This is a genomic window from Streptomyces sp. WP-1 (assembly GCF_030450125.1).
GTDB lineage: Bacteria > Actinomycetota > Actinomycetes > Streptomycetales > Streptomycetaceae > Streptomyces > Streptomyces incarnatus.
The window spans coordinates 2,667,660-2,694,248 of sequence record NZ_CP123923.1 but is presented as its reverse complement, the minus strand read 5'-3'; the positions used below and the strand labels follow the sequence as shown (position 1 = coordinate 2,694,248).

Sequence of the window (26,589 nt, the reverse complement as noted above, 5' to 3'; positions counted from 1 at the left end):
GGCCGGGAGTTCCAGGTCCGGCGGAGTCCCGGACTCAGCCCGTCCCCGGGCCCCCGAGGACCCGCAGCAGCAGCACCGAACGCCCCGGCACGGTGAGTTCCGTGCCCGCCGGGTGGGCCGTGCCGGGCGGTGCCGACTGGTCCTCGCGGGAGGTGTCCACCACGACCTCGTACCGCTCGGCCCACGGCGGGCCCGGCAGCACGAAGCCGGTCGGCTCCGCGCCCGCGTGCAGCACCGCGAGGAAGCTGTCGTCCACCACCTGCGCGCCCCGCTCGTCGCGGCCCGGGATGTCCCGCCCGGACAGATACATGCCGAGGGTGGCCGCGGGCGCGTACCAGTCGCCCTCGGTCATCTCCGCGCCCCGCGCCGTGAACCAGGCCAGGTCCCGCAGCCCGTCCGCGGCCTGCGCCCGCCCGGAGAAGAAGGCGCGCCGGCGCAGCACCGGATGCCGGTGGCGCAGCGCGATCAGCCGCGAGGTGAGCGCGAACAGCGCCCGCCAGCCCGGCTCCTCCAGGAGCGACCAGTCGAGCCAGCCGGTCGCGTTGTCCTGGCAGTACGCGTTGTTGTTGCCGCCCTGGGTGCGCCCGAACTCGTCACCGGCCACCAGCATGGGCACCCCGGTGGACAGCAGCAGCGTGGTCAGCAGATTGCGCAGCTGGCGGCGGCGCAGGGCCCGCACCTCCGGGTCCGCCGTCTCGCCCTCGGTGCCGCAGTTCCAGGACCGGTTGTCGTCGCTGCCGTCCCGGTTGTCCTCGCCGTTGGCCTCGTTGTGCTTGCGCTCGTACGACACCAGGTCGCGCAGCGTGAAACCGTCGTGCGCGGTGACGAAGTTGACCGAGGCGTACGGGCGGCGCCCGCCCCAGGCGTACAGGTCGCTGGAGCCGGACAGCCGGTAGCCCATCTCGCGCACATCGGGCAGCGCGTGCCGCCAGAAGTCCCGTACGGCGCCCCGGTAGCGGTCGTTCCACTCGGTCCACAGCGGCGGGAAGGCGCCCACCTGGTAGCCGCCGGAGCCGATGTCCCAGGGCTCGGCGATCAGCTTGACCCGGCGCAGCACCGGGTCCTGGGCGATCACCGCGAGGAAGGGCGAGAGCATGTCCACGTCGTGCATCGAGCGGGCGAGCGCCGCCGCGAGGTCGAAGCGGAAGCCGTCCACGCCCATCTCGGTCACCCAGTAGCGCAGCGAGTCGGTGATCAGCCGCAGCACCTGGGGCCGCACCACGTGCAGGGTGTTGCCGCAGCCGGTGTAGTCGGCGTAGCGGCGGGCGTCGTCCTGGAGCCGGTAGTAGCCGCGGTTGTCGATGCCCTTCAGGGACAGCGTCGGGCCCAGCTCCCCGGCCTCCGCGGTGTGGTTGTAGACCACGTCGAGGACGACCTCGATGCCGGCCGCGTGCAGCGCGCGCACCATCCGCTTGAACTCGCCGACCTGCTGCCCGGCCGTACCGGAGGCCGCGTAGCCGGCGTGCGGGGCGAAGTAGCCGACCGAGTTGTAGCCCCAGTAGTTGGACAGGCCCCGGCGCAGCAGGTGGTCCTCGTGCGCGAACTGGTGGACGGGCAGCAGCTCCACGGCCGTCACGCCCAGCCGCACCAGGTGCTCGATCGCGGCCGGGTGGGCGAGACCGGCGTACGTGCCGCGCAGCTGTTCGGGGATGCCGGGGTGCAGCTTGGTGAAGCCGCGCACGTGCAGCTCGTAGATGACCGAGTCCGCCCAGGGCGTCTTGGGACGGCGGTCGTCCGACCAGTCGTCGTCATCGTGGACGACGACACCCTTCGGGACGTACGGCGCCGAGTCCCGCTCGTCGCGCACCGTGTCGGCGACATGCTGCTCCGGCCAGTCCCGCACATGGCCGTACACCTCGGCCGGCAGGGTGAACTCGCCGTCCACCGCGCGCGCGTACGGATCGAGGAGCAGCTTCGCGGGGTTCCAGCGGGCGCCGGTCCACGGGTCCCAGCGGCCGTCCACCCGGTAGCCGTACCGCTGTCCGGGCAGCACGCCCGGCACGAAGCCGTGCCAGATCTCGTGCGTCAGCTCGGTCAGCGGGACCCGGGTCTCGCGGCCGTCCGCGTCGAACAGGCACAGCCGCACCGCGTGCGCCCCGGCCGCCCACAGCGCGAAGTTGGTGCCCGCCACTCCGTCGGGCCCGACCCGGAACCGGGCCCCCAGCGGCGTCGGCGTCCCCGGCCACACCGGCGGCCCGGGCACCGGGGCGCGCCGGGCGCCGTTCGTCGAGGGCGCCCCGGCCCGCCCTCCGGCCGGTGCCCGCTGCTCGGCTGCGCTCGTCACCTGTCGGCCCCTCTTCCAGTGGCTCGGCCCGGGAGCGGCGCAGCCCGCCGCGCCGGGCCGCCGGGCAGGCCCGAAGGCACCCGGACGGACCCGGCACGGCACAGCGCCCCGGGCCGCCGGCGGACCCGGCCGCCCGGTGCGGCCGCGCCCCTCGGCTCCGGTTGCGGGCGCGGCGATCGGCTCCCCGACGTGTCGTCCTTCCCACAGTTCTGCCCACCGCATGGCTCGCACTCACGTTTCCCCGGAGCGTGCCCGGTCGTTGAGCAGCGCGTGAGCCACGTACATGGGCGCGCACGGCGCGCGGGGGCCGCACTGGCGGCCGTACTGACATGGGCCGGACTGCTGGCCGGATGCTCCGCGGGCGGCTCGGGCCCGCTGGGCCTGGGCGGCAGACCCGGCAGGACTTCGGCACCCCGGGACGCCATCCGGGTGTCCCCGGACGACGGCAGCAGGGCCGTCCCGCAGAACCAGCGGCTGCGGGTGCGGGTGCCCGACGGCCGGCTGGAGAAGGTGAAGGTCGTCAAGGAACAGGACGCGCGGGCCACCCCGGTCCCCGGGCGTCTCAGCGCCGACGGGCTGACCTGGCGGCCGGACGACGACAAGCTGGCGCTCGCCGCCAGGTACACCGTGGACGCGGTGGCGCTGGACTCGGGCGGGCGCCGCTCGGCCCGGCACGCCTCCTTCACCACCTACGTCCCCGGCAAGCGGTTCATCGCCTACGCCACCCCGGAGAACCGCTCCCTGGTCGGCACCGGGGAGATCGTCTCCCTGGCCTTCAGCACGGACATCGTGGACAAGGCCGCCGTCGAACGCGCGGTGCGGGTCACGGCGCGGCCCGCGGTGGAGGTCCGCCCCCACTGGTTCGGCAAGAACCGGCTCGACTTCCGCCCGGAGAAGTACTGGAAGCCCGGCACCAAGGTCACCGTCGACCTCGGCCTGCGCGACGTCGAGGCCGCCAAGGGTGTCTACGGGCTTCAGGCCAAGTCGTTCTCCTTCACCGTCGGGCGCAGCCAGACCTCCCTGGTCGACGCGGCGGCGCACACCATGGAGGTGCGGCGCGACGGCCGGCTGCTGGCCACCGTCCCGATCACCGCGGGCGCCCCGGCGAACCCCACCTACAACGGCAAGATGGTGGTGATGGAGATGCTGGAGGAGACCCGGATGAACAGTCAGACGGTCGGCTTCGGCGGTGAGTACGACATCCCCGACGTCCCGCACGCCATGCGGCTCACCGACTCCGGCACCTTCCTGCACGGCAACTACTGGGACCCGACCGCCCCCGGGGTGGCCAACGTCAGCCATGGCTGTGTGGGCCTCAGGGACGTCCAGGGCGGCAGCTCGGACACCCCCGCCGGGTGGTTCTTCGACCGCAGCCTCGTCGGTGACGTGGTGGAGATCGTCAACAGCCAGGACAAGACCGTCGACCCCGGCAACGGGTTCGGCGGGTGGAACCTGACGTGGGCGGCATGGAAGGCGGGCTCCGCGGTGAGATAACCACGTGGGACGGCCACAGGGCGGCGCGCGGGGGGACGGTGCGGGTGGCAGGCGGAAGTTGCGACGGAACGGTGACATTCGCCTGACACCCCGCTCAAAACCGGGCAGTTAATATTCGCGCACCAAATGTGGTGGGGAGCGGGCCGAACAGGCCCCGCGAGGGGAGAACAACGTGAACGTGCGGCCGATATCGGGGGCGTCGGTGGCGAGGCGGCGGCGCGCGGCAGGGGGGCTCATAGCCGGCTCCCTGGTGCTGTCGCTCGCGGCGTGCGGCGGAGGCGGGGGCGGCGGCAAGGACGACGGCAAGGGCGCCGCGACCCAGCAGGGCCGGCCCTCCACGGCCGCCGTCAGCATCGCGCCGGAACAGGGGGCCACGGGCGTCGCCACCGACGGCGCCCTCAAGGTCAGCGCGGCCCGGGGCAAGTTGACCGAGGTCACCGTCACGGACGCCAAGGGCGCGAAGGTCGACGGCAGCATCACCGGCGACGGCGGCTCCTGGACGCCGTCCGCCCATCTGGCCGCCGACACCGAGTACACGGTGCACGCCGTCGCCAAGGACACCGACGGCAAGAGCACCACCAGGGACTCCAGCTTCACCACCGTCACCCCGAAGAGCACCTTCACCGGCTACTTCACGCCTGAGGACGGCTCCACCGTCGGCGTCGGGATGCCGTTCTCCGTGAACTTCTCCCGGGGCATCACCCACCCCGGCGCCGTCGAGAAGTCCATCAAGATCAAGACGGACCCGCCGGTCGACGTCGAGGGCCACTGGTTCGGCAACGACCGCCTCGACTTCCGCCCCGAGGACTACTGGAAGGCCGGCACCAAGGTCACCGTCGACCTCGACCTCGACGGCGTCGAGGGCCGCGACGGCGTCTACGGCAAGCAGCACAAGACGGTGTCGTTCACCATCGGCCGCAGCCAGGTCTCCGTCGTGGACGCGAGCAAGCACACGATGAAGGTCACCCGCGACGGCAAGGTGATCAAGACCCTCCCGGTGACCACCGGCAAGCCCGGGTACGCCACCTGGAACGGGCAGATGGTCATCAGCGAGAAGCTGTCCGTGACCCGGATGAACGGCGAGACGGTCGGCTACGGCGGCGAGTACGACATCAAGGACGTCCCGCACGCCATGCGCCTGACCACCTCCGGCACCTTCGCGCACGGCAACTACTGGGGCGGCGACGCCTTCGGCAACTACAACGCCAGCCACGGCTGCATCGGCCTGCGCGACGTGAAGGGCGGCTACGACTCCTCGACGCCGGCCGCCTGGTTCTTCGACCACTCGCTCCTGGGTGACGTGGTGGTCGTCAAGAACTCCCACGAGAAGACCGTGGACCCGGCGAACGGGCTCAACGGCTGGAACATGTCCTGGGCGGACTGGAAGAAGTAGGCCCTCTTGGGGCGAGGTGAGCCTCCTGCCTTGTGCGGGCCCGGTGCTGTGACCTACGGCACCGGGCCCGCCGCCGTTAGTCGCCGTTAACCTGAGCCGTATGACCGTCACTCTTGATGTCGCCGAAGGCGTCGGCACCCTGCGTCTCGACCGCCCCCCGATGAACGCGCTGGACGTCGCCACCCAGGACCGGCTGAGGGAACTCGCCGAGGAGGCCACGCGCCGCGACGACGTGCGCGCCGTGGTGATCTACGGCGGGGAGCGGGTGTTCGCGGCGGGCGCGGACATCAAGGAGATGCAGAACATGGACCACACCGCGATGGTCCTGCGCTCCCGCGGCCTCCAGGACGCCTTCACCGCCGTGGCCCGCATCCCCAAGCCCGTCGTCGCCGCCATCACCGGCTACGCCCTCGGCGGCGGCTGCGAACTCGCCCTGTGCGCCGACTACCGCATCGCCGCCGACAACGCCAAGCTCGGCCAGCCCGAGATCCTGCTCGGCCTGATCCCGGGCGCCGGCGGCACCCAGCGGCTGCCCCGTCTGGTCGGCCCCTCCAAGGCCAAGGACCTCATCTTCACCGGCCGCATGGTCAAGGCCGACGAGGCCCTCGCGATCGGCCTGGTGGACCGGGTCGTCCCGGCCGCCGAGGTCTACGAGCAGGCGCACACCTGGGCCGCGAAACTCGCCCAGGGCCCGGCTCTCGCGCTGCGCGCCGCCAAGGAGGCCGTCGACGTCGGCCTGGAGACCGACATCGACACCGGGCTCGCCGTCGAACGCAACTGGTTCGCGGGCCTGTTCGCCACCGAGGACCGCGAGCGCGGCATGCGCAGCTTCGTGGAGGAGGGGCCCGGAAAGGCCAAGTTCCTTTAGACCGAACGGGGTTGGCGGCAGACCTACCGGAGTTCCTTTAAAACGCAACTGAACTCCCTTGAGTGCACCACCAGTTGACGTGTCGTCTCATACGGGTCCCTCGATGGGGCGGATTATGGGAGCCTTAAAGCACCCTTAAGTCTGTCTGGTCGAGGGAGCCCCGCGATTGCCCGGAACCGAGCCGTCCCCGCAGGTCAGCCGGGCTGTACCGGCCAGTGACATGCCATCGGCATATGCCGATGGCGCAGTATGCAACGGGGGCGTACGGGGGGCGTATTCCTCCGGAACGACCCCCGACACGGTGTGCGACGGCCATCATGGGGGCATGGCGGGGCTGGAGGGCATCGAACAGCCGCGGGGACACAGCCGCGCTTCCGCGGCACGCTGGTCGCCCACGGTCGAGGACGAACAGGCGCTCAAGGCGCTCGAACTGTTCGGCAATCCGACGGAGCGCGAGGTGCAGCTGCCCTCCCGCCCGGAATCCGCCGCCACCGCCCGCCGCCTCGCCCAGGTCGTGGTCCTGCGCACCTGGCGGCTCACCCCGAAGCTGACCGAGGATACGGTCCTGCTGGTGTCCGAACTGGTCGGCAACGCGGTACGGCACACCGGCGCCCGCGTCTTCGGCCTGCGCATGCGCTGCCGCCCCGGCTGGATGCGCGTCGAGGTGCGCGACCCCTCCCGGGGGCTGCCCTGCCTGATGCCGGTCCAGGAGCTGGACATCAGCGGCCGGGGCCTGTTCCTGGTCGACAAGCTGTCCGACCGCTGGGGCGTCGATCTGCTGCCGCGCGGCAAGACGACCTGGTTCGAGATGCGGGTGAACGAGCGGTAGCGACCGCCGCGGCACGCCCTTTGATGACAAGTCGGACAAAACGCGCTTTTCTTACCTTTCATCCCTTAAATGGCGCGAGTGACCACCACCAACCGCCGTGACGCGCTGCGCGCGGGCGCCGGACTCGTCGCGGGCGGCGCGCTCGCCGCCGGCTGCGGCACGGGCCCGACCACCGCCGCCGCGCGGTCCACCGCCCCGCGGACCACCCCCGGGTCCGCCGCCCCGCAGACCACCCCCGGGTCCGCCGTGAGATCCTCCGGGAAGGCCTCGCCCACCACCCGTCCGGCCCCCGCCCCCCGCGCCTACCCGGGACAGCCCGCCCAGATCACCCACGGCCCCCGCACCCACCCCCGCGTCGCGCTCACCTTCCACGGCCAGGGCGACCCGGCCCTCGCCCACACCCTGCTCACCACCGCCGAACGGCACGGCGCCCACCTCACCGTGCTCGCCGTCGGCACCTGGCTGGACGAGCACCCCGACATCGCCCGCCGCATCCTCGACGGCGGCCACGACCTCGGCAACCACACCCAGCGGCACATCTCCGTCAACGACCTCCCCGAGGCCGACGCCCGCAAGGAGATCACCGACTGCGCCGACCGGCTCAACCGCCTCACCGGCTCCATCGGCACCTGGTTCCGCCCCTCCCGCGCCGCCACCGCCTCCGCGCTCGTCGCCGCGCTGGCCCGCCGGGCGGGCTACCCGCACGTGCTGTCGTACGACGTCGACTCGCTCGACTACACCCGCCCCGGCGCCGCCGCCGTCACCCGCAAGGTCCTCTCGGAGGTGCGCGAGGGCTCGGTGGTGAGCTTGCATTTCGGATACGAGGACACGGTCGCCGCCCTGCCCGACGTCCTCACGGAACTCGGCCGCCGCAAACTGCGCGCCGTCACCACCACGGAGCTGCTGAGCTGATGCGAACCACGAAAGCCGCCCGCCGGCCGGCCGCCGGTGCCGTCCTCGCCGCCCTGCTCCTGGTGTCCGCGTGCAGCGGCCAGGGCGCGCACCGCGCGAACGAGGCCATCGGCAGCAGACCGCCGGCCCAGCCGCAGGTGGACCAGGCGCGGGTGGACGTGCTGCCCGGCATGCCCCCGGTCCAGGACCCGGCGGACGTCTACGCGGCGGACCGGCCGGGTCTGCTCTCCCCGGTGGTCAAGGACTTCCCCTCCCGGGTGTACGTGCCCAACACCAACTCCGACACGGTCACCGTCATCGACCCGAGGACCTACAAGGTCATCGACACCATCCCGGTCGGCCGCCAGCCCCAGCACGTGGTGCCCTCCTGGGACCTGAAGACCCTGTGGGTCAACAACGACCTCGGCAACAGCCTCACCCCCCTCGACCCGCGCACCGGCAAGGCGGGCAAGCCGGTCGCCGTGCACGACCCGTACAACCTGTACTTCACGCCCGACGGCAAGTACGCGATCGTCATGGCCTCCATGGACCGCGAGCTGGTCTTCCGTGACGCCCACACGATGAAGACCGTCAAGGCGGTGCCGGTCGGCTGCTACGGCGTCAACCACGCGGACTTCTCCCGCGACGGCCGCTACTTCATCGTCTCCTGCGAGTTCAGCGGCGAGCTCCTCAAGGTCGACACCGCGCGGATGGCGGTGGTCGGCGAGCAGAAGCTGCCCGTGCACGGCTCCATGCCGCAGGACGTCAAGGTCTCCCCGGACGGCAAGCGGTTCTACATCGCCGACATGATGGCCAACGGGGTGTGGATCCTCGACGGCGACAGATTCACCAAGCCGGCCTTCCTCTACACCGGCAAGGGCGCGCACGGCCTCTACGTCAGCCGCGACTCCCGCGAGATGTACGTCTCCAACCGGGGCGAGGGCACCATCTCCGTCTTCGACTTCGCCCGCAACAAGCTCACCAAGAAGTGGGAGCTGCCCGGCGGCGGCAGCCCCGACATGGGCGGCGTCTCCGCCGACGGCAAGGTGCTGTGGCTGTCCGGCCGCTACGACGCCGAGGTGTACGCCATCGACACCCGCACCGGCAAGGAACTGGCCCGCATCCCGGTCGGCAGCGGCCCGCACGGACTCGCCGTCTATCCCCAGCCGGGCCGCTACTCACTGGGGCACACGGGCGTCTTCCGCTGAGCCGGGGGACGGAGCAGCAGCTCCGCGCCGACGGCCTGGTAGCCGGCCGCCTGAAACGCCCGCGGACTCCGGGCGTTCCTCGGCGCCACCTGCGCCACCTGCGCCACCTGCGCCACCTGCGCCACCTGCGCCCACAGCGGCTCACCGGACGGTTGCCGGGCCGCGCCCGCGAGCCGCCCCAGGCCCTTCTCCCGGGCCGGCTCGTCCACCTCCACCGAGACCTCCAGCCGCCCGGCCGCCCCACGCCCGATCACCAGCACCGCGTCCACCGTCTCCGCCCGCAGTCCGGTGCGCTCCGGCAGCGCGGCCAGGAAGCGCGGGTGCAGGGCGGCCGACAGCGGATCGCAGTCCGGACCGCGCAGCGTGTCGTACACCCGTGCGGGGTCCTCGTCCGTGACGACGGCGGAGTGCGCGGTGCACGCCGGCACACCCGCGTGCCGGGGCCCCGGCTGCGGACCGGCAGTCCTGCACGGCCTCGTCGGCGACACCCCGCACGGACAGCTAATCTGACCAGCGTCAGTACGCCTGCACGGGCACAAGAAACACGAACAAAAGGGGCGGATCGGTGGCGGACATCGAGGAAGCACGCAAGGAATTCCAGCGGATCGACGCGGACGGTGACGGTTTCATCACCGCCACCGAATTCAAGTCCGCCCTGGCCCAGGGCGGCGACTGGAACGTCACCGACACGGTCGCCGAGGCCATCATCAAGTCCCGTGACCTCAACGGCGACCAGGTCCTGTCCTTCGACGAGTTCTGGACCTACCTGAACAAGTGACACCGGCCGACAGGGGTGCCCCGTCTTCCCGATCGGGCACCCCTGTGCGCGTCACCCGCCCGCCCACTCCTTGAGCGCCGCCTTGGAGGAGAAGTCGGCCAGGTTCTTGTCGACGGGCTGGCTCGCGTACTGGTGGATGCGCCACTTGGCCTTGATGCGGGGCTTTCCGGCCGTGACGTAGTCGGCGATCCACAGGCCGTCGCCCGCGTAGGAGGTCCGGTCGATGTTCAGCCAGAAATCGCGGTTGCAGTAGAGCATCACCCGGTTGTGGGGCCGCAGTTGTTTCAGTTTACGGATGAAGCTGTCCTTTTCCGCGTTGCTGGCGTGTGTGCCGTCGCTCGTGGGTTCCCAGTCGACGGCCAGGATGTCGCCGGTGCGTTCCGGGGTGTGCTGGAGGAAGTAGTCGGCCTGTGCGGCCAGGTCGCCCGGCCACAGGAAGTGGTAGAAACCCACGACCAGTCCGGCGTCGCGGCCGGTCTTGGTCTGCGCGGTGAGGCGGGGATTCACGTACGAACGGCCCTCGGTCGCCTTCATGAAGACGAAGGAGAGCCCGTCCGTGTCATATGACGTGGACTGGAAGGAACTTACGTCGATGCCGTGGAGCATGCAGAGTTTGTGCCCCCCGCACGGCCCCCCGGAAACTTGCCCCCGGTAGCGGGGCGATTCAGACGCCAGATCACATCGATTCCGCAACCGGACGGAGCCGCCGGCGGTGGCGCCTGCTCGCGCCGGAGCTCGGTGAAGCCCAGCCGGCGCGGAACGGCGCGACTGGGGGCGTTCGCCAGGTCGTGCGCGATCTCCAGATACCCCACGTCCGCCAGCGCGAACATCTCTTCGGCCAGCGCCGCCGTCGCCCTCGTCGCGATGCCCCGCCCCACCGCCGAGGGGTGCAGCCAGTACCCCAGCCGGCACCCCCGGGGCTCGGCGCGATACGCCTGGCACATGCCGATGAGCCCGCCGTTCTCGGCGACGACGTAGTTGTAGAGCTCGCCGCTCTCCCACTTCGTCTCGGAACTCGCCAGCAGTTCCCGGGTGTTCTGCTCGTCGTGGCCGTCGGCCCACGGCATCCACGGCCGCAGATGATCCCGGGATTCCTCTATCAACGTGAACAGTTGAACGAAATCACGCTGCCCCCGTAAACGCCGGAGGATGAATTCCCCGCACTCGATGAGCTGGCTCGGTCGGTCCATGGAACCATGATTGTTCCGCGGACCGATCAAGTAAATGTGCGATCAAGTAAATATCAGCACTCGATGATGTTCACCGCGAGCCCGCCCCGCGCCGTCTCCTTGTACTTCACGGACATGTCCGCGCCGGTCTCCTTCATGGTCTTGATGACCTTGTCGAGGGAGACCATGTGCGAACCGTCGCCGCGCATCGCCATCTTGGCCGCCGTGACCGCCTTCACCGCGGCCATGCCGTTGCGCTCGATGCACGGGATCTGGACGAGGCCGCCGACCGGGTCGCAGGTCAGGCCCAGGTTGTGCTCCATGCCGATCTCGGCGGCGTTCTCGACCTGTTCGGGGGTGCCGCCCAGGACCTCGGCGAGCGCGCCCGCCGCCATGGAGCACGCGGAGCCGACCTCGCCCTGGCAGCCGACCTCGGCGCCGGAGATGGAGGCGTTCTCCTTGAAGAGCATGCCGATCGCGCCCGCGGACAGCAGGAAGCGGACCACGCCGTCCTCGTCCGCGCCCGGCACGAAGTTGATGTAGTAGTGCAGCACCGCGGGGATGATGCCGGCCGCGCCGTTCGTCGGGGCGGTCACCACCCGGCCCCCGGCCGCGTTCTCCTCGTTCACCGCCATCGCGTAGAGCGTGATCCACTCCATGGCGCGGGCCAGCGGCTCGCCCTCGGCACGCAGCTGGCGCGCGGAGACGGCGGCCCGGCGGCGGACCTTGAGCCCGCCCGGCAGGATCCCCTCACGGGTCAGGCCGCGCTGCACGCACGCCCGCATCACCCGCCAGATCTCCAGCAGGCCCTCCCGGATCTCCTCCTCGGTGCGCCAGGCCCGCTCGTTCTCCAGCATCAGGGAGGAGATCGAAAGTCCGGTCTCCTTGGTCAGGCGCAGCAGCTCGTCGCCGGTGCGGAAGGGGTACTTGAGGACCGTGTCGTCCAGCACGATCCGGTCCGCGCCGACCGCGTCCTCGTCCACGACGAAGCCGCCGCCGACCGAGTAGTACGTCTTGCTGAGCAGCTCCGCGCCCGAGGCGTCGTAGGCCCATATCGTCATGCCGTTGGCGTGGTACGGCAGGGCCTTGCGGCGGTGCAGGACCAGGTCGTCGTCGAAGGAGAAGGCGATCTCGTGCTCGCCGAGCAGCGCGAGCCGCCCCGAGCCCTTGATCGACTCCACCCGGTCGTCGGCGGATTCCACGTCGACCGTGCGCGGGGAGGCGCCCTCCAGGCCGAGCAGCACCGCCTTGGGGGTGCCGTGGCCGTGTCCGGTCGCGCCCAGCGAGCCGTACAGCTCGCAGCGCAGGGACGCGACCGAGGCCAGCAGTTCCTCGTTGCGCAGCCGGTGCGCGAACATGCGTGCCGCGCGCATCGGGCCGACCGTGTGGGAGCTGGACGGGCCGATACCGATCGAGAACAGGTCGAAGACCGAGATGGCCACGGTCACTCCTTGGGGCAGTGGTGGTGGGGCACTCGTCGAAGGGCGAGTGCCCCACCGGGGGATTACTTGCTCAGACCCGGGTACAGCGGGTGCTTCGCGGCCAGGGCCGCGACCCGGGCCTTCAGTGCCGAGGCGTCGTACGACGGCTTCAGCGCCTCGGCGATCACGTCCGCGACCTCGGCGAAGTCCTCGGCCGTGAAGCCGCGGGTCGCCAGCGCGGGAGTGCCGATCCGCAGGCCCGAGGTGACCATCGGGGGACGCGGGTCGTTCGGGACCGCGTTGCGGTTGACCGTGATGCCGACCTCGTGCAGCCGGTCCTCGGCCTGCTGGCCGTCCAGCTCGGAGGCGCGCAGGTCGACCAGGATCAGGTGCACGTCCGTACCGCCGGACAGCACGTCGACCCCGGCGTCACGGGCGTCCTCGGCCGTCAGGCGCTCGGCGAGGATGCGGGCACCCTCCACCGTACGGCGCTGGCGCTCCTTGAAGTCCTCGGAGGCCGCGACCTTGAAGGACACCGCCTTGGCCGCGATCACGTGCTCCAGGGGACCGCCCTGGAAGCCCGGGAAGACGGACGAGTTCAGCTTCTTCGCGAATTCCTTCTTCGCGAGGATGATGCCGCCGCGCGGGCCGCCCAGGGTCTTGTGCGTCGTGGAGGTGACCACGTCCGCGTGCTCGACCGGGTTCGGGTGCAGTCCGGCGGCGACCAGGCCGGCGAAGTGCGCCATGTCGACCCAGAGGTACGCCTCGACCTCGTCGGCGATCCGGCGGAACTCGGCGAAGTCCAGCCGGCGCGGGTACGCCGACCAGCCCGCGATGATGACCTTGGGGCGGTGCTCCTTGGCGAGCCGCTCGACCTCGGCCATGTCGACCAGGCCGTTCTCCTGGTCCACGTGGTAGGCGACCACGTTGAACTGCTTGCCGGAGAAGTTGAGCCGCATGCCGTGGGTCAGGTGGCCGCCGTGCGCCAGGTCCAGGCCGAGGATGGTGTCCCCGGGCTGGGCCAGCGCGAACAGGGCCGCCTGGTTGGCGGAGGCGCCGGAGTGGGGCTGGACGTTGGCGTACTCGGCGCCGAACAGCTCCTTGATCCGGTCGATGGCGATCTGCTCGGCCACGTCGACGTGCTCGCAGCCGCCGTAGTAGCGGCGGCCCGGGTAGCCCTCGGCGTACTTGTTGGTGAGGACCGAGCCCTGGGCCTCCATCACCGCGAGCGGCGCGAAGTTCTCGGACGCGATCATCTCGAGCGTGGACTGCTGGCGGAGCAGCTCGGCGTCGACCGCGGCGGCGATCTCCGGGTCCAGCTCGTGCAGGGGCGTGTTCAGGACAGTCATACGGCTACGACTCCTCAGCCTGCGATGTGGGCGTCGTACTCGGCGGCGGAGAGCAGGTCGTCCGGCTCGCCCGCGACGCGTACCTTGAACAGCCAGCCGCCCTCGAAGGGCTCGGAGTTCACCAGCGACGGGTCGTCGACGACGTTCTCGTTGATCGCGGTGACCTCGCCGGTGACCGGGGAGTACAGGTCGGAGACCGACTTGGTGGACTCCAGCTCACCACAGGTCTCGCCCGCCTCGACGGTGGAGCCGACCTCGGGGAGCTGGGCGTAGACCACATCGCCGAGCGCGTTGGCCGCGAACTCGGTGATGCCGACCGTCGAGACGCCGTCGCCGGCGGCCGACAGCCACTCGTGCTCCTTGCTGTAGCGCAGCTGCTGGGGGTTGCTCATGGCCTGAATTCTCCTGTACGCGCGGGAGTGCTGATGACGGGGGGACGCTGGTGACCGCCGGTGGGCGGGCGAATGTGCGCAGGGTCACGTGCCCGCCCGTCGGGGGCGGGGGCGCGACCGGGCTCGCTGTCTACTTCTGGCGCTTGTAGAAGGGCAGCGCGACGACCTCGTAGGGCTCGTGCGTACCGCGGATGTCCACGCCGACGCCCTCGGTGCCGGGCGCGGCGTGCGCCGCGTCGACGTAGGCCATGGCGATCGGCTTGCCCAGGGTGGGGGAGGGGGCACCCGAGGTGACCTCGCCGATCACCGTGCCACCGGCGACCACCGGGTACCCGGCGCGCGGCACCCGACGACCCTCGGCGATCAGGCCGACCAGGACCCGCGGGGGGTTCTGCGCGGCGCGCTCGGCGGCCTCGGTGAGCGCGGCGCGCCCCACGAAGTCGCCCTCCTTCTCGAACTTGACCACGCGGCCGAGCCCGGCGTCGAAGGGGGTCAGCGAGGTGTTCAGCTCGTGCCCGTACAGCGGCATGCCCGCCTCCAGGCGCAGCGTGTCGCGGCAGGACAGGCCGCAGGGCACCAGGCCGGCGCCCTCGCCGGCCTCGGTCAGCGCCTGCCACAGCTCGACGGCGTGCTCGGGCTTCACGAACAGCTCGAAGCCGTCCTCGCCGGTGTAGCCGGTGCGGGCGATCAGCGCGGGGACACCGGCGACGGTGCCGGGCAGGCCCGCGTAGTACTTCAGACCGTCCAGGTCGGCGTCGGTGAGGGACTTCAGGATGCCGGGGGAGGCCGGGCCCTGGATCGCGAGCAGGGCGTAGGCGTCCCGGTCGTCGCGCACCTCGACGTCGAGTCCGCCGGAGCGCTCGTCCAGCGCGTCCAGGACCACCTGGGCGTTGGAGGCGTTGGCGACGACCATGTACTCGGTCTCGGCGAGCCGGTAGACGATCAGGTCGTCCAGGATGCCGCCGTCGGCCCGCACGATCATCGTGTAGCGGGCGCGGCCGACGCCGACGGAGGCGATGTTGCCGACCAGCGCCAGGTTCAGGAAGTCGGCGGCCTCGGGGCCGGTGACGGTGATCTCGCCCATGTGGGAGAGGTCGAACAGGCCCGCCTTGGTCCGCACGGCCAGGTGCTCGTCGCGCTCGGAGCCGTAGCGCAGGGGCATGTCCCAGCCCGCGAAGTCGGTCATCGTCGCACCGAGCGAGCGGTGCACGGCGTCCAGCGCGGTGTGTCGGAGTTCGGTACTGCTCATCGGACGGTCGTCTCCCAGGGCAACAGGGATGGGGCGAGGAACGTTCCTCCCCATCTGTCATCGGAACCTGAGAGGTTCGCCGGGACCGCCACGGGGGCGACCACGGTTTGCACCTTGGGTGGGGCCGCCGGCAGGGCGGCCCGCTTTTCAGATGTGCCTCGCCCGCGCGGTAACGGGGCCTGAGAGATTCAAGGGAGGGACTTGCTCCTTCGGCGCCCCAGCGAAGCCTGCTGGGGACTCTCCCGCGCGGATTCAAACGGCCGGTATGCAGTTGGCGGCCACATCATTGCACGTCGCGCCCCCGCCCGTCAGGGGCCGGATCCGTAACCGACCTGTGGCGGTACGCGCACCCGCCCGCGGCACACCGGCCATTACCTTCCCTTTACTTCCACTGGACATGGAGATTACGAACGGACAAGGGGAGGACGATCACGGTGGACAGGACCCTGGCGCACGCGGCCCGCATCCCGGCGCCGAGCGGCCCCGCGGCCCGCGAGCGGACGGCCGCGCGCCCCGCGCCCCGCGTGCTGGACCTGCGCGACCGGGCCGCCCCGGGCCCCGGCACCCTCCGCTTCGGCCCCCGCGACATCGTGGTCCTCACCGGGCTGCCCGGCAGCGGCAAGTCCACGCTGATGCGCCGCGCGGCCGGCGCCCGCCGCGTCGACTCCCAGGACACCCGGGCCCGCTTCGCCGCCCGCCTGCCCCGCTTTCTGCCGTACGCCGTCTACCGCCCCCTGGTGCGCGTCGCCCACTACCGGTCGCTGCGCCGCGCCCTGCGCACGCGAGCGCCCCTGGTGGTGCACGACTGCGGCACCCAGCCCTGGGTGCGCGCCTGGCTGGCCCGCGCGGCCCGCCGCTCCGGCGCCACCCTGCATCTGCTCCTGCTGGACGTGCCCGAGGAGACGGCCCGCGCGGGCCAGCGCGAGCGCGGCCGCACCGTCTCCCGCCGCGCCTTCGGCCGCCACCGGCGTACGACGGCCCGGCTGCTCGGCGCGGTCGGGCGCGGCGAGCTGCCCGCGGGCTGCGGCTCTGCGGTGCTGCTGGACCGGGCCGCGGCGGACGCCGTACAGCGGATCGTGTTCAGGGGGTACGGCTCTGTCACCGGCACCCGTTAGCCTTCATGGTCACAGCAGTGGTTCCCAGCAGGCGGTAGGCAGATGGACTTCCCGGCGGACATTCCCGCGGACTTCCCGGCACAGGCGCACCCCCACCCGCACGGCGGTTGGCCCGGCAACGAGCTGGAGGAGGTGCTCTCGGCCTCCCTCGGCATACCCGCGGCGGGCGGCCGGATCATCGAGGTCCTCGGCCGCAGCTTCGTCTGGGTGCCGCTGCCGTCCGGCGGCGGTCCCGGCAGCGGCCCGCTGGACCTGCCCACCCTGGACATCGAGGGCCAGGTGTTCGTCCCGGTGTTCAGCTCCGAGGAGCAGTTCCGCCAGGCCGTCGGCTCCCACATGTCGTACACCATCGCCCCGGCCGTGGAGTTCGCCCGCGGGCTGCCCCCGCAGGCGGGCATCGCGGTGAACCCCGGCGGCACGGTCGGCATCCCGCTCCCGCCGGAGGCCGTCGCCGAGCTGTGCCGCGCCGGCCGCACCCCGCTGGACGGCCCCGCGACCGGCGGCCGCGTCCGCCTGTTCGAGCCCGACTGGCAGGACGACCCGGTCGACTTCCTCTCCGCCGCCTCCGCCGAGTTCGCCGCGACCGGCGTGGTCGTCACCGCCCGCCGCTGCCTGGCCGCGATCGAGAACGCCGACCCGGTCATGTTCGTCGGCGTGGAACTCTCCCAGTGGGAGGGCGACTTCCGCGCCCTGCCCCTGGAGGCCCTCGGCCGCGCCCTCGGCCGGATCCCGACCGCCTGGCCGGTCAACCTGATCCTGCTGGACGTGACGGACGACCCGGTGGCCGAATGGCTGAAGTCAACCGTCCGGCCCTTCTACATCCGCTAGCCGCGGCCCGGGCGAACGGACAACGGGCCCCGCGCCCATCGGCGCATAAGCTGTCTCCGCACGCGGGGCACGATGGAGAAGAAGGGCATGACAAGGTGAGCGCCACCCACAGCGGAAGCGTCGAACACACGCTCCGCCACGTCACGCCCGGACGCTACGACGCCTACGAGGCCCTTCTGCGCGCCCTCGCCACCCCCTCCGCCGGCCAGATCTGGATGCTGCTGTGGCACGGCCAGGCCGGCTCCCCGGACGCCCAGTACGGAGACATGGAGGTCGGCGGCTGCCACTACGCGCCCTGTGTGACCTCCGCCCAGGAGCTGTCCGCCAGCGGCTGGAACCGCTCGTACGAAGTGGTCGACGGCCTGGACGTGGCCCGCACCCTCTACCCCGACCACTACGGCCTCTGGCTCAACCCGCACGCCCCCGGCGGCGGCGTCGGCATCCCCTGGCTGGACCTGCGCCGCATCGCCACCGGCCTGGACCGGCAGCCCGCCGGCCCCCTGCGGCTGACCGAACCCGGCATCGAGATCCCGCAGTTCTACGCCCAGCTCTCCCAGCACGCCCACCGCACCCCCGCCCTGCGCTCGCTGCGCCGCGCCTGGGTGCAGCCCGCGCTCGGGGCGCCGTACCTCGCCATCGGCCTGGACCTGTACGAGACCTCGCCCGCCGCGGTCGACTCGGTGCGCGCGATGATGCAGCGCTCCGTCGGCGCCGTCCCCGAGGGCCTGCCCGTCTCCACGGTCGCGCTGACCGACGACCACGACCCGGTCGTGATGTGGATGCGCGCCCACGCCCGGCCCTTCTACGACCGCGAGGCCCACGCCGCCGCGCCCGCCGGCCGCCCGGCACCCCAACTCCAGGCCCCGGCGCCGGGCTACGGCTATCCGCCGGTGCACGGCGGTTACTGAGGTTCCGCCGCTTCCCACGCTCTTCCCGCCCTACCTCCCGAACCGCGGCATTACGGCGTTCTGTCCCAACTGACCCGTGTCCGGGGGCCGTTACCCACTATCCGGATAACGGAATCCTCCGCGATGCATCACGGTTGCGCATACTTTCACCGTCAGCTCTGGCGAGTGATCGCAAGGACGCTGAAGACTCCCCACTCAGACCACGAGCCTTCAGAACTCGTGTTCGCTTGCAAGTCGACAAAGCCGCAAACCGCGGCAGCGCAGGCCGGTCACCACCGGCGAGAGGGGTCGCACATCGTGACCGCACCGATCGAGACCACCGGGGCGGCAGCCGAAGCGCAGCCTGAGGCTGTGCTCGCGGGAGCCGACAAGGGGCGGATCGAGGGTCGTTCCCTGGGCCAGATCGCCTGGACCCGCTTCAAGCGGGACAGAGTCGCCGTGGCCGGCGGCGTCATCGTGATCCTGCTGATCCTGCTGGCCATCCTCTCGCGCCCCATCCAGGCCGTGTTCGGCCTCGACCCCAACGCCTTCCACCAGGACCTGATCGACCCCAACACCTCACTGCCCAAGAGCGGCTGGGGCGGCATGAGCCTGGACCACCCGCTCGGCGTGGACCCCAAGTTCGGCCGGGACATCGCCACCCGCGTCCTGGAGGGCTCCTGGGTCTCGCTGGTCGTCGCCTTCGGCGCCACGGTCCTGTCCAACGTGATCGGCGCCGTCATGGGCGTGATCGCGGGCTTCTACGGCGGCCGGGTCGACTCGATCATCAGCCGTCTGATGGACATCTTCCTCGCTTTCCCGTTGCTGCTGTTCGCCATCGCGATCTCCGCAACGCTCCAGGGCGGCGCCTTCGGTCTGAACGGACTTCCGCTCCACCTCGCCGTGCTCATCTTCGTGATCGGCTTCTTCAACTGGCCCTATCTGGGCCGGATCGTGCGCGGCCAGACGCTGGCCCTGCGCGAGCGGGAGTTCGTCGACGCGGCCCGCGGCATGGGTGCCAAGGGCCCGTACATCCTCTTTCGTGAGCTGATGCCGAACCTGGTCGGCCCGATCATCGTCTACTCGACGCTGCTCATCCCGACCAACATCATCTTCGAGGCCTCGCTGAGCTTCCTCGGCGTCGGTATCCAGCCCCCGCAGGCATCGTGGGGCGGCATGCTCCGCGACGCGGTCACCTACTACCAGGTCGATCCCCAGTACATGATCGTGCCCGGCCTCGCCATCTTCGTCACCGTCCTCGCGTTCAACCTGCTCGGCGACGGTCTCCGCGACGCTCTCGACCCGCGCAGCCGCTAGGCAGCCAGAGAGCTCATCAAGTTTTCCGATCAATGGAGGGGAAGCAGACCATCATGCGAAGGTCAGCGCTGGCCGCGGTCGCGGCCATCGGCTCCGCAAGCCTGCTTGTCGCAGGCTGCAGCAAGGCCGATGACAACAAGGACACACCGAAGGCGGCCGGCGCCAACGCGGCGACCACGAAGGTGGTCAACGCGTCCGACAAGAAGGGTGGCACGGTCACCTACGAACTGTCGGACGTGCCGGACTCGTTCGACCCCGGCAACCAGTACTACGCGTACATGTGGAACTTCAGCCGCCTCTACGCGCGTCCGCTGATGACGTTCGCCCCGGGCCCCGGCGGCAAGGGCAACACCCTCGTCCCGGACCTCGCCGCGGGCAAGGGCGTCTCCAGCGACGGCGGCAAGACCTGGACGTACAAGCTCCGCACGGGCGTGAAGTACCAGGACGGCACCCCGATCACCTCGAAGGACGTCAAGTACGCCGTCGAGCGGTCGAACTTCGCGCGTGACGTGCTCTCGCTCGGCCCGAACTACTTCCAGCAGTTCCTCAAGGACGGCGACAAGTACAAGGGTCCGTACAAGGACAAGAGCGCCAAGGGCCTGTCCTCGATCGAGACCCCGGACGACAGCACGATCGTCTTCCACCTGAGCAAGCCGTTCCAGGAGTTCGACTACCTGGCCGCCGAGCCGGAGACGGCCCCGGTGCCCCAGTCCAAGGACAAGGGCGTCGACTACGTCAAGAACATCGTGTCCTCGGGCTCGTACGAGATCCAGAGCTACCAGGAGGGCAAGCAGGTCGTCCTGGTCCCGAACAAGAACTGGGACGCGAAGACCGACCCGCTGCGCAAGCAGCTGGCCAGCAAGATCATCGTCAACCTGAAGGTCAACCCGGAGACGATCGACAAGGACCTCCAGTCCGGCGACGCCACCGTCGACCTCGGGGGCACCGGCGTCCAGGACTCCACCCAGGCGTCCCTGCTCAACTCCGCGGACGGCAAGGCCAACACGGACAACGCCTACGGCGGCCGTCTGGTCTACGCGGCGATCAACACCAAGCTGAAGCCGTTCGACAACGTCGCCTGCCGCAAGGCCGTCGAGTACGCCATCGACAAGGTCTCCGTGCAGACCGCCATGGGCGGCCCGATCCGCGGTGACATCGCCACCACCGTCCTGCCGCCGGACATCACCGGCTACCAGAAGGCGGACGTCTACGCGTCCAAGGGCAGCAAGGGTGACATCGCCAAGGCCAAGGACCAGCTCAAGTCCTGCGGCCAGAAGGCGATCAACACCAACATCACGGCCCGCTCCGACCGTCCGGGCGAGGTGGACGCGGCCACCGCGATCATCAACTCGCTGAAGAAGGTCGGCATCAACGCCACCCTCAAGCAGTACCCGTCGGGCAAGTACTTCACCGACTACGCGGGTGTGCCGAGCTTCGACAAGAAGCAGAACGTCGGCCTGATGATGATGCAGTGGGGTGCCGACTGGCCCTCCGGCTACGGCTTCCTCCAGCAGATCCTGAACGGCGCGGCGATCAGCCAGTCCGGCAACACCAACCTGTCGCAGTACGACAGCAAGCAGGTCAACGACCTGCTCGCCAAGGCGATCGCCGAGCCCGACCCGGCCAAGCGCAACGCCCTGTACGGACAGATCGACAAGCAGGCCATGGACGACGCCGTGCTGGTCCCGCTGACCTACTTCAAGGTTCTGCTGTACCGCTCGCCGTACGCCACCAACGTGGTCTCCACGTCCGCGTTCAGCGGTCAGTACGACTACCTCAACCTCGGCACCACGAAGAAGTAGCAGCCCCGGAAGGCAGGTGAAGGCATTGGTGCCCGCGGGCCGCGAAACCCGCGGGCACCAGCGCCGGTCCCCGTGATCTCGTACATCCTCCGCCGGACGGTCGCGGCAGTGATCCTGCTGCTGGTCGTCTCCGCGGTCACCTTCGCCATCTTCTTCCTGCTGCCGCGCATCGCCGGCCAGACAGCGGACCAGCTCGCGCAGCAGTACATCGGAAAGAGCCCGTCGAAGGCGGACATCGCCGCGGTCAAGCACAACCTCGGTCTGGACCAGCCCGTCTACGTCCAGTACTGGCACTTCATCAAGGGGATCGTGGCCGGCGCCGACTACAGCGTCGGTCCCAGCACGGTGCACTGCGGTGCGCCCTGCTTCGGCTACTCCTTCAAGACGCACGAAGCGGTCTGGCCGCAGCTCACCTCCCGCCTTCCCGTCACCCTCTCGCTGGCCGCCGGCGCGGCCGTGCTCTGGCTGATCTCCGGCATCGTGGTCGGCGTCATCTCGGCGCTCAAGCCGCGCTCGCTGTTCGACCGCACCTTCATGGGCGTCGCCCTGGCCGGTGTCTCGCTGCCCATGTTCTTCACGGGCAACCTGGCGCTCCTGCTCTTCACCTACACCTGGCCGATCTTCGGCCGCACCTACGTCCCGTTCACCCAGAACCCGGCGCAATGGGCCAACACCCTGTTCCCCGCGTGGTGTTCGCTCGCGCTGCTGTACTCCGCGATCTACGCCCGGCTCACCCGCTCGGGCATGCTGGAGACGATGAACGAGGACTTCATCCGCACGGCCCGCGCCAAGGGCCTCAGGGAACACGTCGTCGTCCGCAGACACGGTCTGCGCGCCGCCCTCACCCCGATCATCACCGTCTTCGGCATGGACCTCGGTCTGCTGCTCGGCGGCGCGGTGATCACCGAGACGGTCTTCTCGCTGCACGGGGTCGGCGAGTTCGCCGTGCAGGCCATCGGCACCAACGACCTGCCCCCCATCCTCGGCGTGACCCTGCTCGCCGCCATCTTCGTCGTCATCGCAAATCTCGTGGTGGACGTGCTCTACGCCGCCGCCGACCCGCGGGTGAGGCTCTCGTGACCGAACTCTCCAAGACCGAAACGGGCGAGGAGTCCACCGCCAAGGCGCCCTCGGCCTTTCTGGAGGTCCGCGACCTCAAGGTGCACTTCCCGACCGACGACGGCATCGTCAAGTCCGTCGACGGGCTCTCCTTCTCGGTGGAGAAGGGCAAGACCCTCGCCATCGTCGGCGAGTCCGGCTCGGGCAAGTCCGTCACCTCGCTCGCCGTCATGGGCCTGCACCGGCTCGGCGCGCGCGGCAAGAACGTGCGCATGTCCGGCGAGATCTGGCTCAACGGCAAGGAACTGGTCGGCGCCTCCCCGGACGAGGTGCGCAGGCTCCGCGGCCGCGACATGGCGATGATCTTCCAGGACCCGCTGTCCGCGATGCACCCCTACTACAAGGTCGGCGACCAGATCGTCGAGGCGTACCGGGTGCACCACAAGGCCGGCAAGAAGGAAGCCCGCAAGCGCGCCATCGAGATGCTCGACCGCGTCGGCATCCCCGAGCCGGCCAAGCGCGTCGACGGCTACCCGCACGAGTTCTCCGGCGGTATGCGCCAGCGCGCCATGATCGCCATGGCGCTGGTCAACAACCCCGAACTGCTCATCGCGGACGAGCCGACCACCGCCCTCGACGTGACCGTCCAGGCGCAGATCCTCGACCTGATCCGCGACCTCCAGAAGGAGTTCGGCTCCGCGGTCATCATGATCACGCACGACCTCGGCGTGGTCGCCGAGATCGCCGACGACGTCCTCGTGATGTACGGCGGCCGGTGCGTGGAGCGCGGCGCCGCCGCCGAGGTCTTCGAGAAGCCGCAGCACCCCTACACCTGGGGCCTGCTCGGCTCGATGCCCCGCATCGACCGCGAGACCTCGGAACGGCTCATCCCGGTCAAGGGCCAGCCGCCGAGCCTCATCAACGTCCCCTCGGGCTGTGCCTTCCACCCGCGCTGCCCGTACGCGGACCTCCCCGCGGACAACGTCAGCCGCACGGTGCGCCCCGAGCTGGAGCTGGTCGGCGCCGGACACTGGTCCGCCTGCCACCTGTCGGCCGAGGACCGCGAGCGGATCTGGACCGAAGAGATTGCGCCGAAGCTGTGAGTGAGACGAAGAAGACGGACACCGCCGCGAAGGCCGCGGTCCCCGAGCAGGCGTCGGCTCCGGACGAGCGCGAGGTGCTGCTCAAGGTCGAGAACCTGACCAAGCACTTCCCGATCAAGAAGGGCATCCTGCGCCGCCAGGTCGGCGCGGTGAAGGCCGTCGACGGCATCGACTTCGAGGTGCGCAAGGGCGAGACCCTGGGCGTCGTCGGCGAGTCGGGCTGCGGCAAGTCGACCATGGGCCGGGTCATCACCCGCCTCCAGGACCCGACCGGCGGCACGATCTCCTTCGAGGGCCAGGACATCACCCGGCTGTCCACCGGCGACATGCGTCCGCTGCGCCGCGACATCCAGATGATCTTCCAGGACCCGTACGGCTCCCTGAACCCCCGGCACACCATCGGCTCGATCGTCTCGGCGCCGTTCCGGCTCCAGGGCGTCGAGCCCGAGGGCGGGGTGAAGAAGGAGGTGCAGCGGCTGCTCGAACTGGTCGGTCTGAGCCCCGAGCACTACAACCGCTACCCGCACGAGTTCTCCGGCGGCCAGCGCCAGCGCATCGGCATCGCCCGCGCGCTCGCCCTGAAGCCGAAGCTGGTCGTGGCTGACGAGCCGGTGTCCGCGCTGGACGTGTCGATCCAGGCCCAGGTCGTCAACCTCATGGACGACCTCCAGCAGGAGCTGGGCCTGACCTACGTCATCATCGCGCACGACCTCTCCGTCGTCCGGCACGTCTCGGACCGGATCGCGGTGATGTACCTCGGCAAGATCGTCGAACTGGCCGACCGCAACGCCCTGTACGAGGCGCCGATGCACCCGTACACCAAGGCGCTGATGTCGGCGGTGCCGGTGCCGGACACCAAGCGCCGGGGCCAGAAGAGCGAACGCATCCTGCTGCGCGGCGACGTGCCCTCGCCGATCGCCCCGCCGTCGGGCTGCCGCTTCCACACCCGGTGCTGGAAGGCGACGGAGATCTGCCGGACGACCGAGCCGCAGCTCGTCGAGCTGAAGCCGGGCCAGCGGGTCGCCTGCCACCACCCGGAGAACTTCGCCGACCAGGCACCGCAGGACACGGTCCTGCTGTCGGCGGCGAAGGAGGCGTCGGAGCTGGTACCGGACGCGGTGCTGGCCGGGGGCCTGGAGGACGAGCCCAAGTCCGATGCTGTGACCGAGACTTCGTCGGAGTCGGAGCTGGAGTCGTCGTCGGAGCCGGGGTCTGAGTCTGCGGCGGAGCCCGGGGTCGTGCCCGAGGCCAAGGCCGGGACTGAGCCCGGGGCGAAGGCCGCGGCGGAGGGTTCGGCCGGGGTCAAGTCCGAGTCCGCAGGCGGGATTTCGCCAGCGCCGGACGCGAAGTCGGAGGCTGCGGCGGAGCCCGGGGTCGTGCCCGAGGCCAAGGCCGGGGCCGAGCCCGAGACCGGGGCGGAGGGTGCGGCCGAGGCCAAGCCGGCGTCCACGGCCGGGACTTCACCTGCGTCGGACGCGAAGCCGGAGTCTGTCGCCGAGGAGTCCGGGTCCGGGTCGGCTGCCGAGCCGGACCCGGAAGCCGCTGCTGAGAGCGAGCCCGCCGTCACCTCCAAGTCCCCGAACCCGAAGGGCAAGTAGCCGAAAAGGGCCCGCCGCCCGAGAACGGTTCACGCAAGGGCATGTACATGCCTGAACGGGAGAGTGCAGAGTCGCCCGTGTCCGACACCTGATCGGCACACGCTCGAAAGGGACGACTCATGGCACTCTCCCGTTCGGCCCGTGCGGGGGCCCTGGCCACCGCCGCGGCCTCCTTCCTCCTCGTCGCCGCCGCCCCCGCCCCCACCCCCGGCGCCCCCGGCATCGGCGACCCCTACTTCCCCGAGCTGGGCAACGGCGGCTTCGACGCGCTGCACTACGACCTCGACCTCGCGTACGCCCCGGGCACCGGCCGCCTGGACGGCCGTACGACCCTCACCGCCCGCGCCACCCAGAACCTCTCCTCCTTCGACCTGGACCTCCAGCAACTGGAGATCACACGGATACAAGTGAACGGAAGGAAGGCCCGGTTCACCCGCGACGGCGCCGAGGTCACCGTCACCCCGCGCGCCCCGCTCGCCAGGAACCGCCGCTTCACCGTGCGCGTCACCTACGGCGGCGTGCCCCAGCCGCTGACCGGTCCCATCGTCTTCGGCTCCAAGTACGGCTGGATGAAGACACCCGACGGCGTCTTCGTCGCCTGCGAGCCCAACGCGGCCTCCACCTGGTTCCCGTCCAGCGACCACCCCTCCGACAAGGCCACCTACGACATCCGGATCAAGGCGCCGAAGGGCCTGACCGCCGTCTCCAACGGCCGGCTGGTGTCGACGCGCGACCGCGGCGGCTCGACCTACACCCACTGGCGGGAGTCCGAGCCGATGGCGACCTACCTCGCCACCGCCACCATCGGGAAATTCGACGTCCGTACCGGCCGCACCCCCGGCGGCATCCCGATCTACGTCGCCGTCGACCCGGTGCTGAAGAACTCGAACAAGGTCGACGTGTACGCGGTCACCGCGGAGGCCACCGACTACTGGTCGAAGATCTTCGGGCCGTACCCGTTCGAGGAGACCGGCGCGATCGTGGACGACATGCCCGAGGCCGGGTTCTCGCTGGAGGTGCAGTCCAAGCCGGCGTACTCCGCCGTGCGCAGCGAGACGACCATCGTGCACGAGCTGGCCCACCAGTGGTTCGGCGACTCGGTGAGCGTGGCCCAGTGGAAGGACATCTGGCTCAACGAGGGCTTCGCCACCTACGCCCAGTGGCTGTGGGCCGAGCACCGGGGCACCCGCACCGCCCACGACTCGTTCCTGGCCGCCTACGACTCCCTCCCGGCCGACTCCTCCTTCTGGCGGACTGAGGTCGCCGACCCCCAGCGGGACACGATGTTCGCCGACGCCGTCTACGACCGCGGCGCCATGACCCTCCAGGTGCTGCGCGAGCGGATCGGCGACAAGGCGTTCTTCCGGCTGCTCCCCGCCTGGACCCGGCTGCACCGGCACGGCAACGCGGACACCACCGACTTCATCCGCCTCGCCGAGCGGATCAGCGGACAGCAGCTCGGTGATCTGTTCGACACCTGGCTGTTCACCACAGGTAAACCCGCCCTGTAAACCTGGCTTTGTAAGGTTTAGCCCGCTCGACAGGTGAGAATGTC

The 26,589-nt window shown here is 70.6% G+C and carries 24 protein-coding genes and 1 riboswitch; of the genes, 16 read left to right on the top strand and 8 right to left on the bottom strand.

What is annotated here, in order from left to right; all coding sequences use genetic code 11:
• Positions 1-34 precede the first annotated feature (34 nt).
• Positions 35-2,284, bottom strand: coding sequence for a glycogen debranching protein GlgX (glgX, locus tag QHG49_RS11385; protein ID WP_159705159.1), 2,250 nt, complete (start codon positions 2,282-2,284; stop codon positions 35-37).
• Between the two features lie 270 nt (positions 2,285-2,554).
• Between glgX and QHG49_RS11380 the strand changes: the two genes are divergently transcribed.
• The 6 genes from QHG49_RS11380 to QHG49_RS11355 all read left to right on the top strand — a co-directional run bounded on the left by QHG49_RS11380 (position 2,555) and on the right by QHG49_RS11355 (position 8,967).
• On the top strand, positions 2,555-3,778 hold the full coding sequence (locus QHG49_RS11380; RefSeq protein ID WP_159705162.1) for an Ig-like domain-containing protein: 1,224 nt from the start codon (positions 2,555-2,557) through the stop codon (positions 3,776-3,778).
• A gap of 172 nt (positions 3,779-3,950) precedes the next feature.
• Complete coding sequence (locus QHG49_RS11375) at positions 3,951-5,171, top strand: Ig-like domain-containing protein (RefSeq protein WP_301489227.1); 1,221 nt, start codon at positions 3,951-3,953, stop codon at positions 5,169-5,171.
• 100 nt (positions 5,172-5,271) lie between these two features.
• Positions 5,272-6,039 carry an enoyl-CoA hydratase/isomerase family protein gene (locus QHG49_RS11370; RefSeq protein WP_145485708.1) on the top strand — a complete coding sequence of 256 codons (768 nt, stop codon included), beginning with the start codon at positions 5,272-5,274 and terminating at the stop codon, positions 6,037-6,039.
• A gap of 325 nt (positions 6,040-6,364) precedes the next feature.
• Positions 6,365-6,868 carry an ATP-binding protein gene (locus tag QHG49_RS11365; RefSeq protein ID WP_167532245.1) on the top strand — a complete coding sequence of 168 codons (504 nt, stop codon included), beginning with the start codon at positions 6,365-6,367 and terminating at the stop codon, positions 6,866-6,868.
• Between the two features lie 69 nt (positions 6,869-6,937).
• On the top strand, positions 6,938-7,780 hold the full coding sequence (locus QHG49_RS11360) for a polysaccharide deacetylase family protein (RefSeq protein WP_301489222.1): 843 nt from the start codon (positions 6,938-6,940) through the stop codon (positions 7,778-7,780).
• Positions 7,780-8,967 (top strand): YncE family protein, encoded by a 1,188-nt coding sequence (locus QHG49_RS11355; protein ID WP_301489220.1) that lies wholly within the window; start codon positions 7,780-7,782, stop codon positions 8,965-8,967. Before QHG49_RS11360 ends, QHG49_RS11355 begins: the two co-directional genes overlap by 1 nt.
• Here the strand turns inward: QHG49_RS11355 and QHG49_RS11350 are convergent.
• Positions 8,934-9,473 carry a GNAT family N-acetyltransferase gene (locus QHG49_RS11350; protein WP_370530567.1) on the bottom strand — a complete coding sequence of 180 codons (540 nt, stop codon included), beginning with the start codon at positions 9,471-9,473 and terminating at the stop codon, positions 8,934-8,936. The two genes, QHG49_RS11355 and QHG49_RS11350, sit on opposite strands and share 34 nt — an antisense overlap.
• A gap of 59 nt (positions 9,474-9,532) precedes the next feature.
• On the opposite strand from QHG49_RS11350, the gene QHG49_RS11345 reads away from it, so the two are divergent.
• Entirely contained in the window at positions 9,533-9,745 is a 213-nt protein-coding gene (locus QHG49_RS11345) for an EF-hand domain-containing protein (protein WP_145485704.1), read from the top strand.
• Positions 9,746-9,796: 51 nt separating this feature from the next.
• On the opposite strand, the gene QHG49_RS11340 is transcribed toward QHG49_RS11345, so the two are convergent.
• From QHG49_RS11340 to gcvT, 6 genes are all read right to left on the bottom strand, one after another.
• Positions 9,797-10,351 carry a glycoside hydrolase family 25 protein gene (locus QHG49_RS11340; protein WP_145485703.1) on the bottom strand — a complete coding sequence of 185 codons (555 nt, stop codon included), beginning with the start codon at positions 10,349-10,351 and terminating at the stop codon, positions 9,797-9,799.
• Positions 10,330-10,935: a GNAT family N-acetyltransferase gene (locus QHG49_RS11335; protein ID WP_301489217.1), complete on the bottom strand. Its 606-nt coding sequence runs from the start codon at positions 10,933-10,935 to the stop codon at positions 10,330-10,332. The genes QHG49_RS11340 and QHG49_RS11335 overlap by 22 nt, the downstream gene beginning before the upstream one ends.
• Before the next feature lie 53 nt (positions 10,936-10,988).
• Positions 10,989-12,356: an L-serine ammonia-lyase gene (locus QHG49_RS11330; protein WP_301489215.1), complete on the bottom strand. Its 1,368-nt coding sequence runs from the start codon at positions 12,354-12,356 to the stop codon at positions 10,989-10,991.
• A 62-nt stretch (positions 12,357-12,418) separates the two neighbouring features.
• Positions 12,419-13,684: a serine hydroxymethyltransferase gene (gene glyA, locus QHG49_RS11325; RefSeq protein WP_145485700.1), complete on the bottom strand. Its 1,266-nt coding sequence runs from the start codon at positions 13,682-13,684 to the stop codon at positions 12,419-12,421.
• A gap of 14 nt (positions 13,685-13,698) precedes the next feature.
• A complete protein-coding gene (gene gcvH, locus QHG49_RS11320; protein ID WP_145485699.1) occupies positions 13,699-14,076 on the bottom strand; it encodes a glycine cleavage system protein GcvH in 378 nt (125 codons plus the stop codon).
• Between the two features lie 130 nt (positions 14,077-14,206).
• The gene (gcvT, locus tag QHG49_RS11315; protein ID WP_301489212.1) at positions 14,207-15,325 is read right to left on the bottom strand and encodes a glycine cleavage system aminomethyltransferase GcvT; all 1,119 of its coding nucleotides are present in this window, start codon (positions 15,323-15,325) and stop codon (positions 14,207-14,209) included.
• A gap of 157 nt (positions 15,326-15,482) precedes the next feature.
• Positions 15,483-15,580, bottom strand: a riboswitch (glycine riboswitch).
• A 173-nt stretch (positions 15,581-15,753) separates the two neighbouring features.
• Between gcvT and QHG49_RS11310 the strand changes: the two genes are divergently transcribed.
• The 9 genes from QHG49_RS11310 (at position 15,754) to QHG49_RS11270 (ending at position 26,545) form a co-directional block, all read left to right on the top strand.
• Complete coding sequence (locus tag QHG49_RS11310; protein WP_301492753.1) at positions 15,754-16,440, top strand: AAA family ATPase; 687 nt, start codon at positions 15,754-15,756, stop codon at positions 16,438-16,440.
• 42 nt (positions 16,441-16,482) lie between these two features.
• Positions 16,483-17,268, top strand: a complete 786-nt coding sequence (locus QHG49_RS11305) for an enhanced serine sensitivity protein SseB (RefSeq protein WP_145485696.1) — start codon at positions 16,483-16,485, stop codon at positions 17,266-17,268.
• A 95-nt stretch (positions 17,269-17,363) separates the two neighbouring features.
• On the top strand, positions 17,364-18,176 hold the full coding sequence (locus QHG49_RS11300) for an enhanced serine sensitivity protein SseB C-terminal domain-containing protein (protein WP_159705189.1): 813 nt from the start codon (positions 17,364-17,366) through the stop codon (positions 18,174-18,176).
• Positions 18,177-18,473: 297 nt separating this feature from the next.
• A complete protein-coding gene (locus QHG49_RS11295; RefSeq protein ID WP_159705192.1) occupies positions 18,474-19,472 on the top strand; it encodes an ABC transporter permease in 999 nt (332 codons plus the stop codon).
• Between the two features lie 32 nt (positions 19,473-19,504).
• Positions 19,505-21,274: an ABC transporter substrate-binding protein gene (locus QHG49_RS11290; protein WP_159705195.1), complete on the top strand. Its 1,770-nt coding sequence runs from the start codon at positions 19,505-19,507 to the stop codon at positions 21,272-21,274.
• A 72-nt stretch (positions 21,275-21,346) separates the two neighbouring features.
• The gene (locus tag QHG49_RS11285; protein WP_159705198.1) at positions 21,347-22,354 is read left to right on the top strand and encodes an ABC transporter permease; all 1,008 of its coding nucleotides are present in this window, start codon (positions 21,347-21,349) and stop codon (positions 22,352-22,354) included.
• Entirely contained in the window at positions 22,351-23,436 is a 1,086-nt protein-coding gene (locus QHG49_RS11280) for an ABC transporter ATP-binding protein (protein WP_301489205.1), read from the top strand. Before QHG49_RS11285 ends, QHG49_RS11280 begins: the two co-directional genes overlap by 4 nt.
• The gene (locus QHG49_RS11275; protein ID WP_301489203.1) at positions 23,433-25,034 is read left to right on the top strand and encodes a dipeptide ABC transporter ATP-binding protein; all 1,602 of its coding nucleotides are present in this window, start codon (positions 23,433-23,435) and stop codon (positions 25,032-25,034) included. The genes QHG49_RS11280 and QHG49_RS11275 overlap by 4 nt, the downstream gene beginning before the upstream one ends.
• Before the next feature lie 119 nt (positions 25,035-25,153).
• On the top strand, positions 25,154-26,545 hold the full coding sequence (locus QHG49_RS11270; protein WP_301489201.1) for a M1 family metallopeptidase: 1,392 nt from the start codon (positions 25,154-25,156) through the stop codon (positions 26,543-26,545).
• Positions 26,546-26,589 lie beyond the last annotated feature (44 nt).

Excerpts from the sequence above, each read along its gene's own strand:
- QHG49_RS11370 (WP_145485708.1), top strand. The coding sequence starts at position 5,272 with ATGACCGTCACTCTTGATGTCGCCGAAGGCGTCGGCACCCTGCGTCTC.
- QHG49_RS11365 (WP_167532245.1), top strand. The coding sequence starts at position 6,365 with ATGGCGGGGCTGGAGGGCATCGAACAGCCGCGGGGACACAGCCGCGCT.
- QHG49_RS11360 (WP_301489222.1), top strand. The coding sequence starts at position 6,938 with ATGGCGCGAGTGACCACCACCAACCGCCGTGACGCGCTGCGCGCGGGC.
- QHG49_RS11355 (WP_301489220.1), top strand. The coding sequence starts at position 7,780 with ATGCGAACCACGAAAGCCGCCCGCCGGCCGGCCGCCGGTGCCGTCCTC.
- QHG49_RS11340 (WP_145485703.1), bottom strand. The coding sequence starts at position 10,351 with ATGCTCCACGGCATCGACGTAAGTTCCTTCCAGTCCACGTCATATGAC.
- QHG49_RS11335 (WP_301489217.1), bottom strand. The coding sequence starts at position 10,935 with ATGGACCGACCGAGCCAGCTCATCGAGTGCGGGGAATTCATCCTCCGG.
- glyA (WP_145485700.1), bottom strand. The coding sequence starts at position 13,684 with ATGACTGTCCTGAACACGCCCCTGCACGAGCTGGACCCGGAGATCGCC.
- gcvH (WP_145485699.1), bottom strand. The coding sequence starts at position 14,076 with ATGAGCAACCCCCAGCAGCTGCGCTACAGCAAGGAGCACGAGTGGCTG.
- gcvT (WP_301489212.1), bottom strand. The coding sequence starts at position 15,325 with ATGAGCAGTACCGAACTCCGACACACCGCGCTGGACGCCGTGCACCGC.
- QHG49_RS11305 (WP_145485696.1), top strand. The coding sequence starts at position 16,483 with ATGGACTTCCCGGCGGACATTCCCGCGGACTTCCCGGCACAGGCGCAC.
- QHG49_RS11290 (WP_159705195.1), top strand. The coding sequence starts at position 19,505 with ATGGAGGGGAAGCAGACCATCATGCGAAGGTCAGCGCTGGCCGCGGTC.
- QHG49_RS11270 (WP_301489201.1), top strand. The coding sequence starts at position 25,154 with ATGGCACTCTCCCGTTCGGCCCGTGCGGGGGCCCTGGCCACCGCCGCG.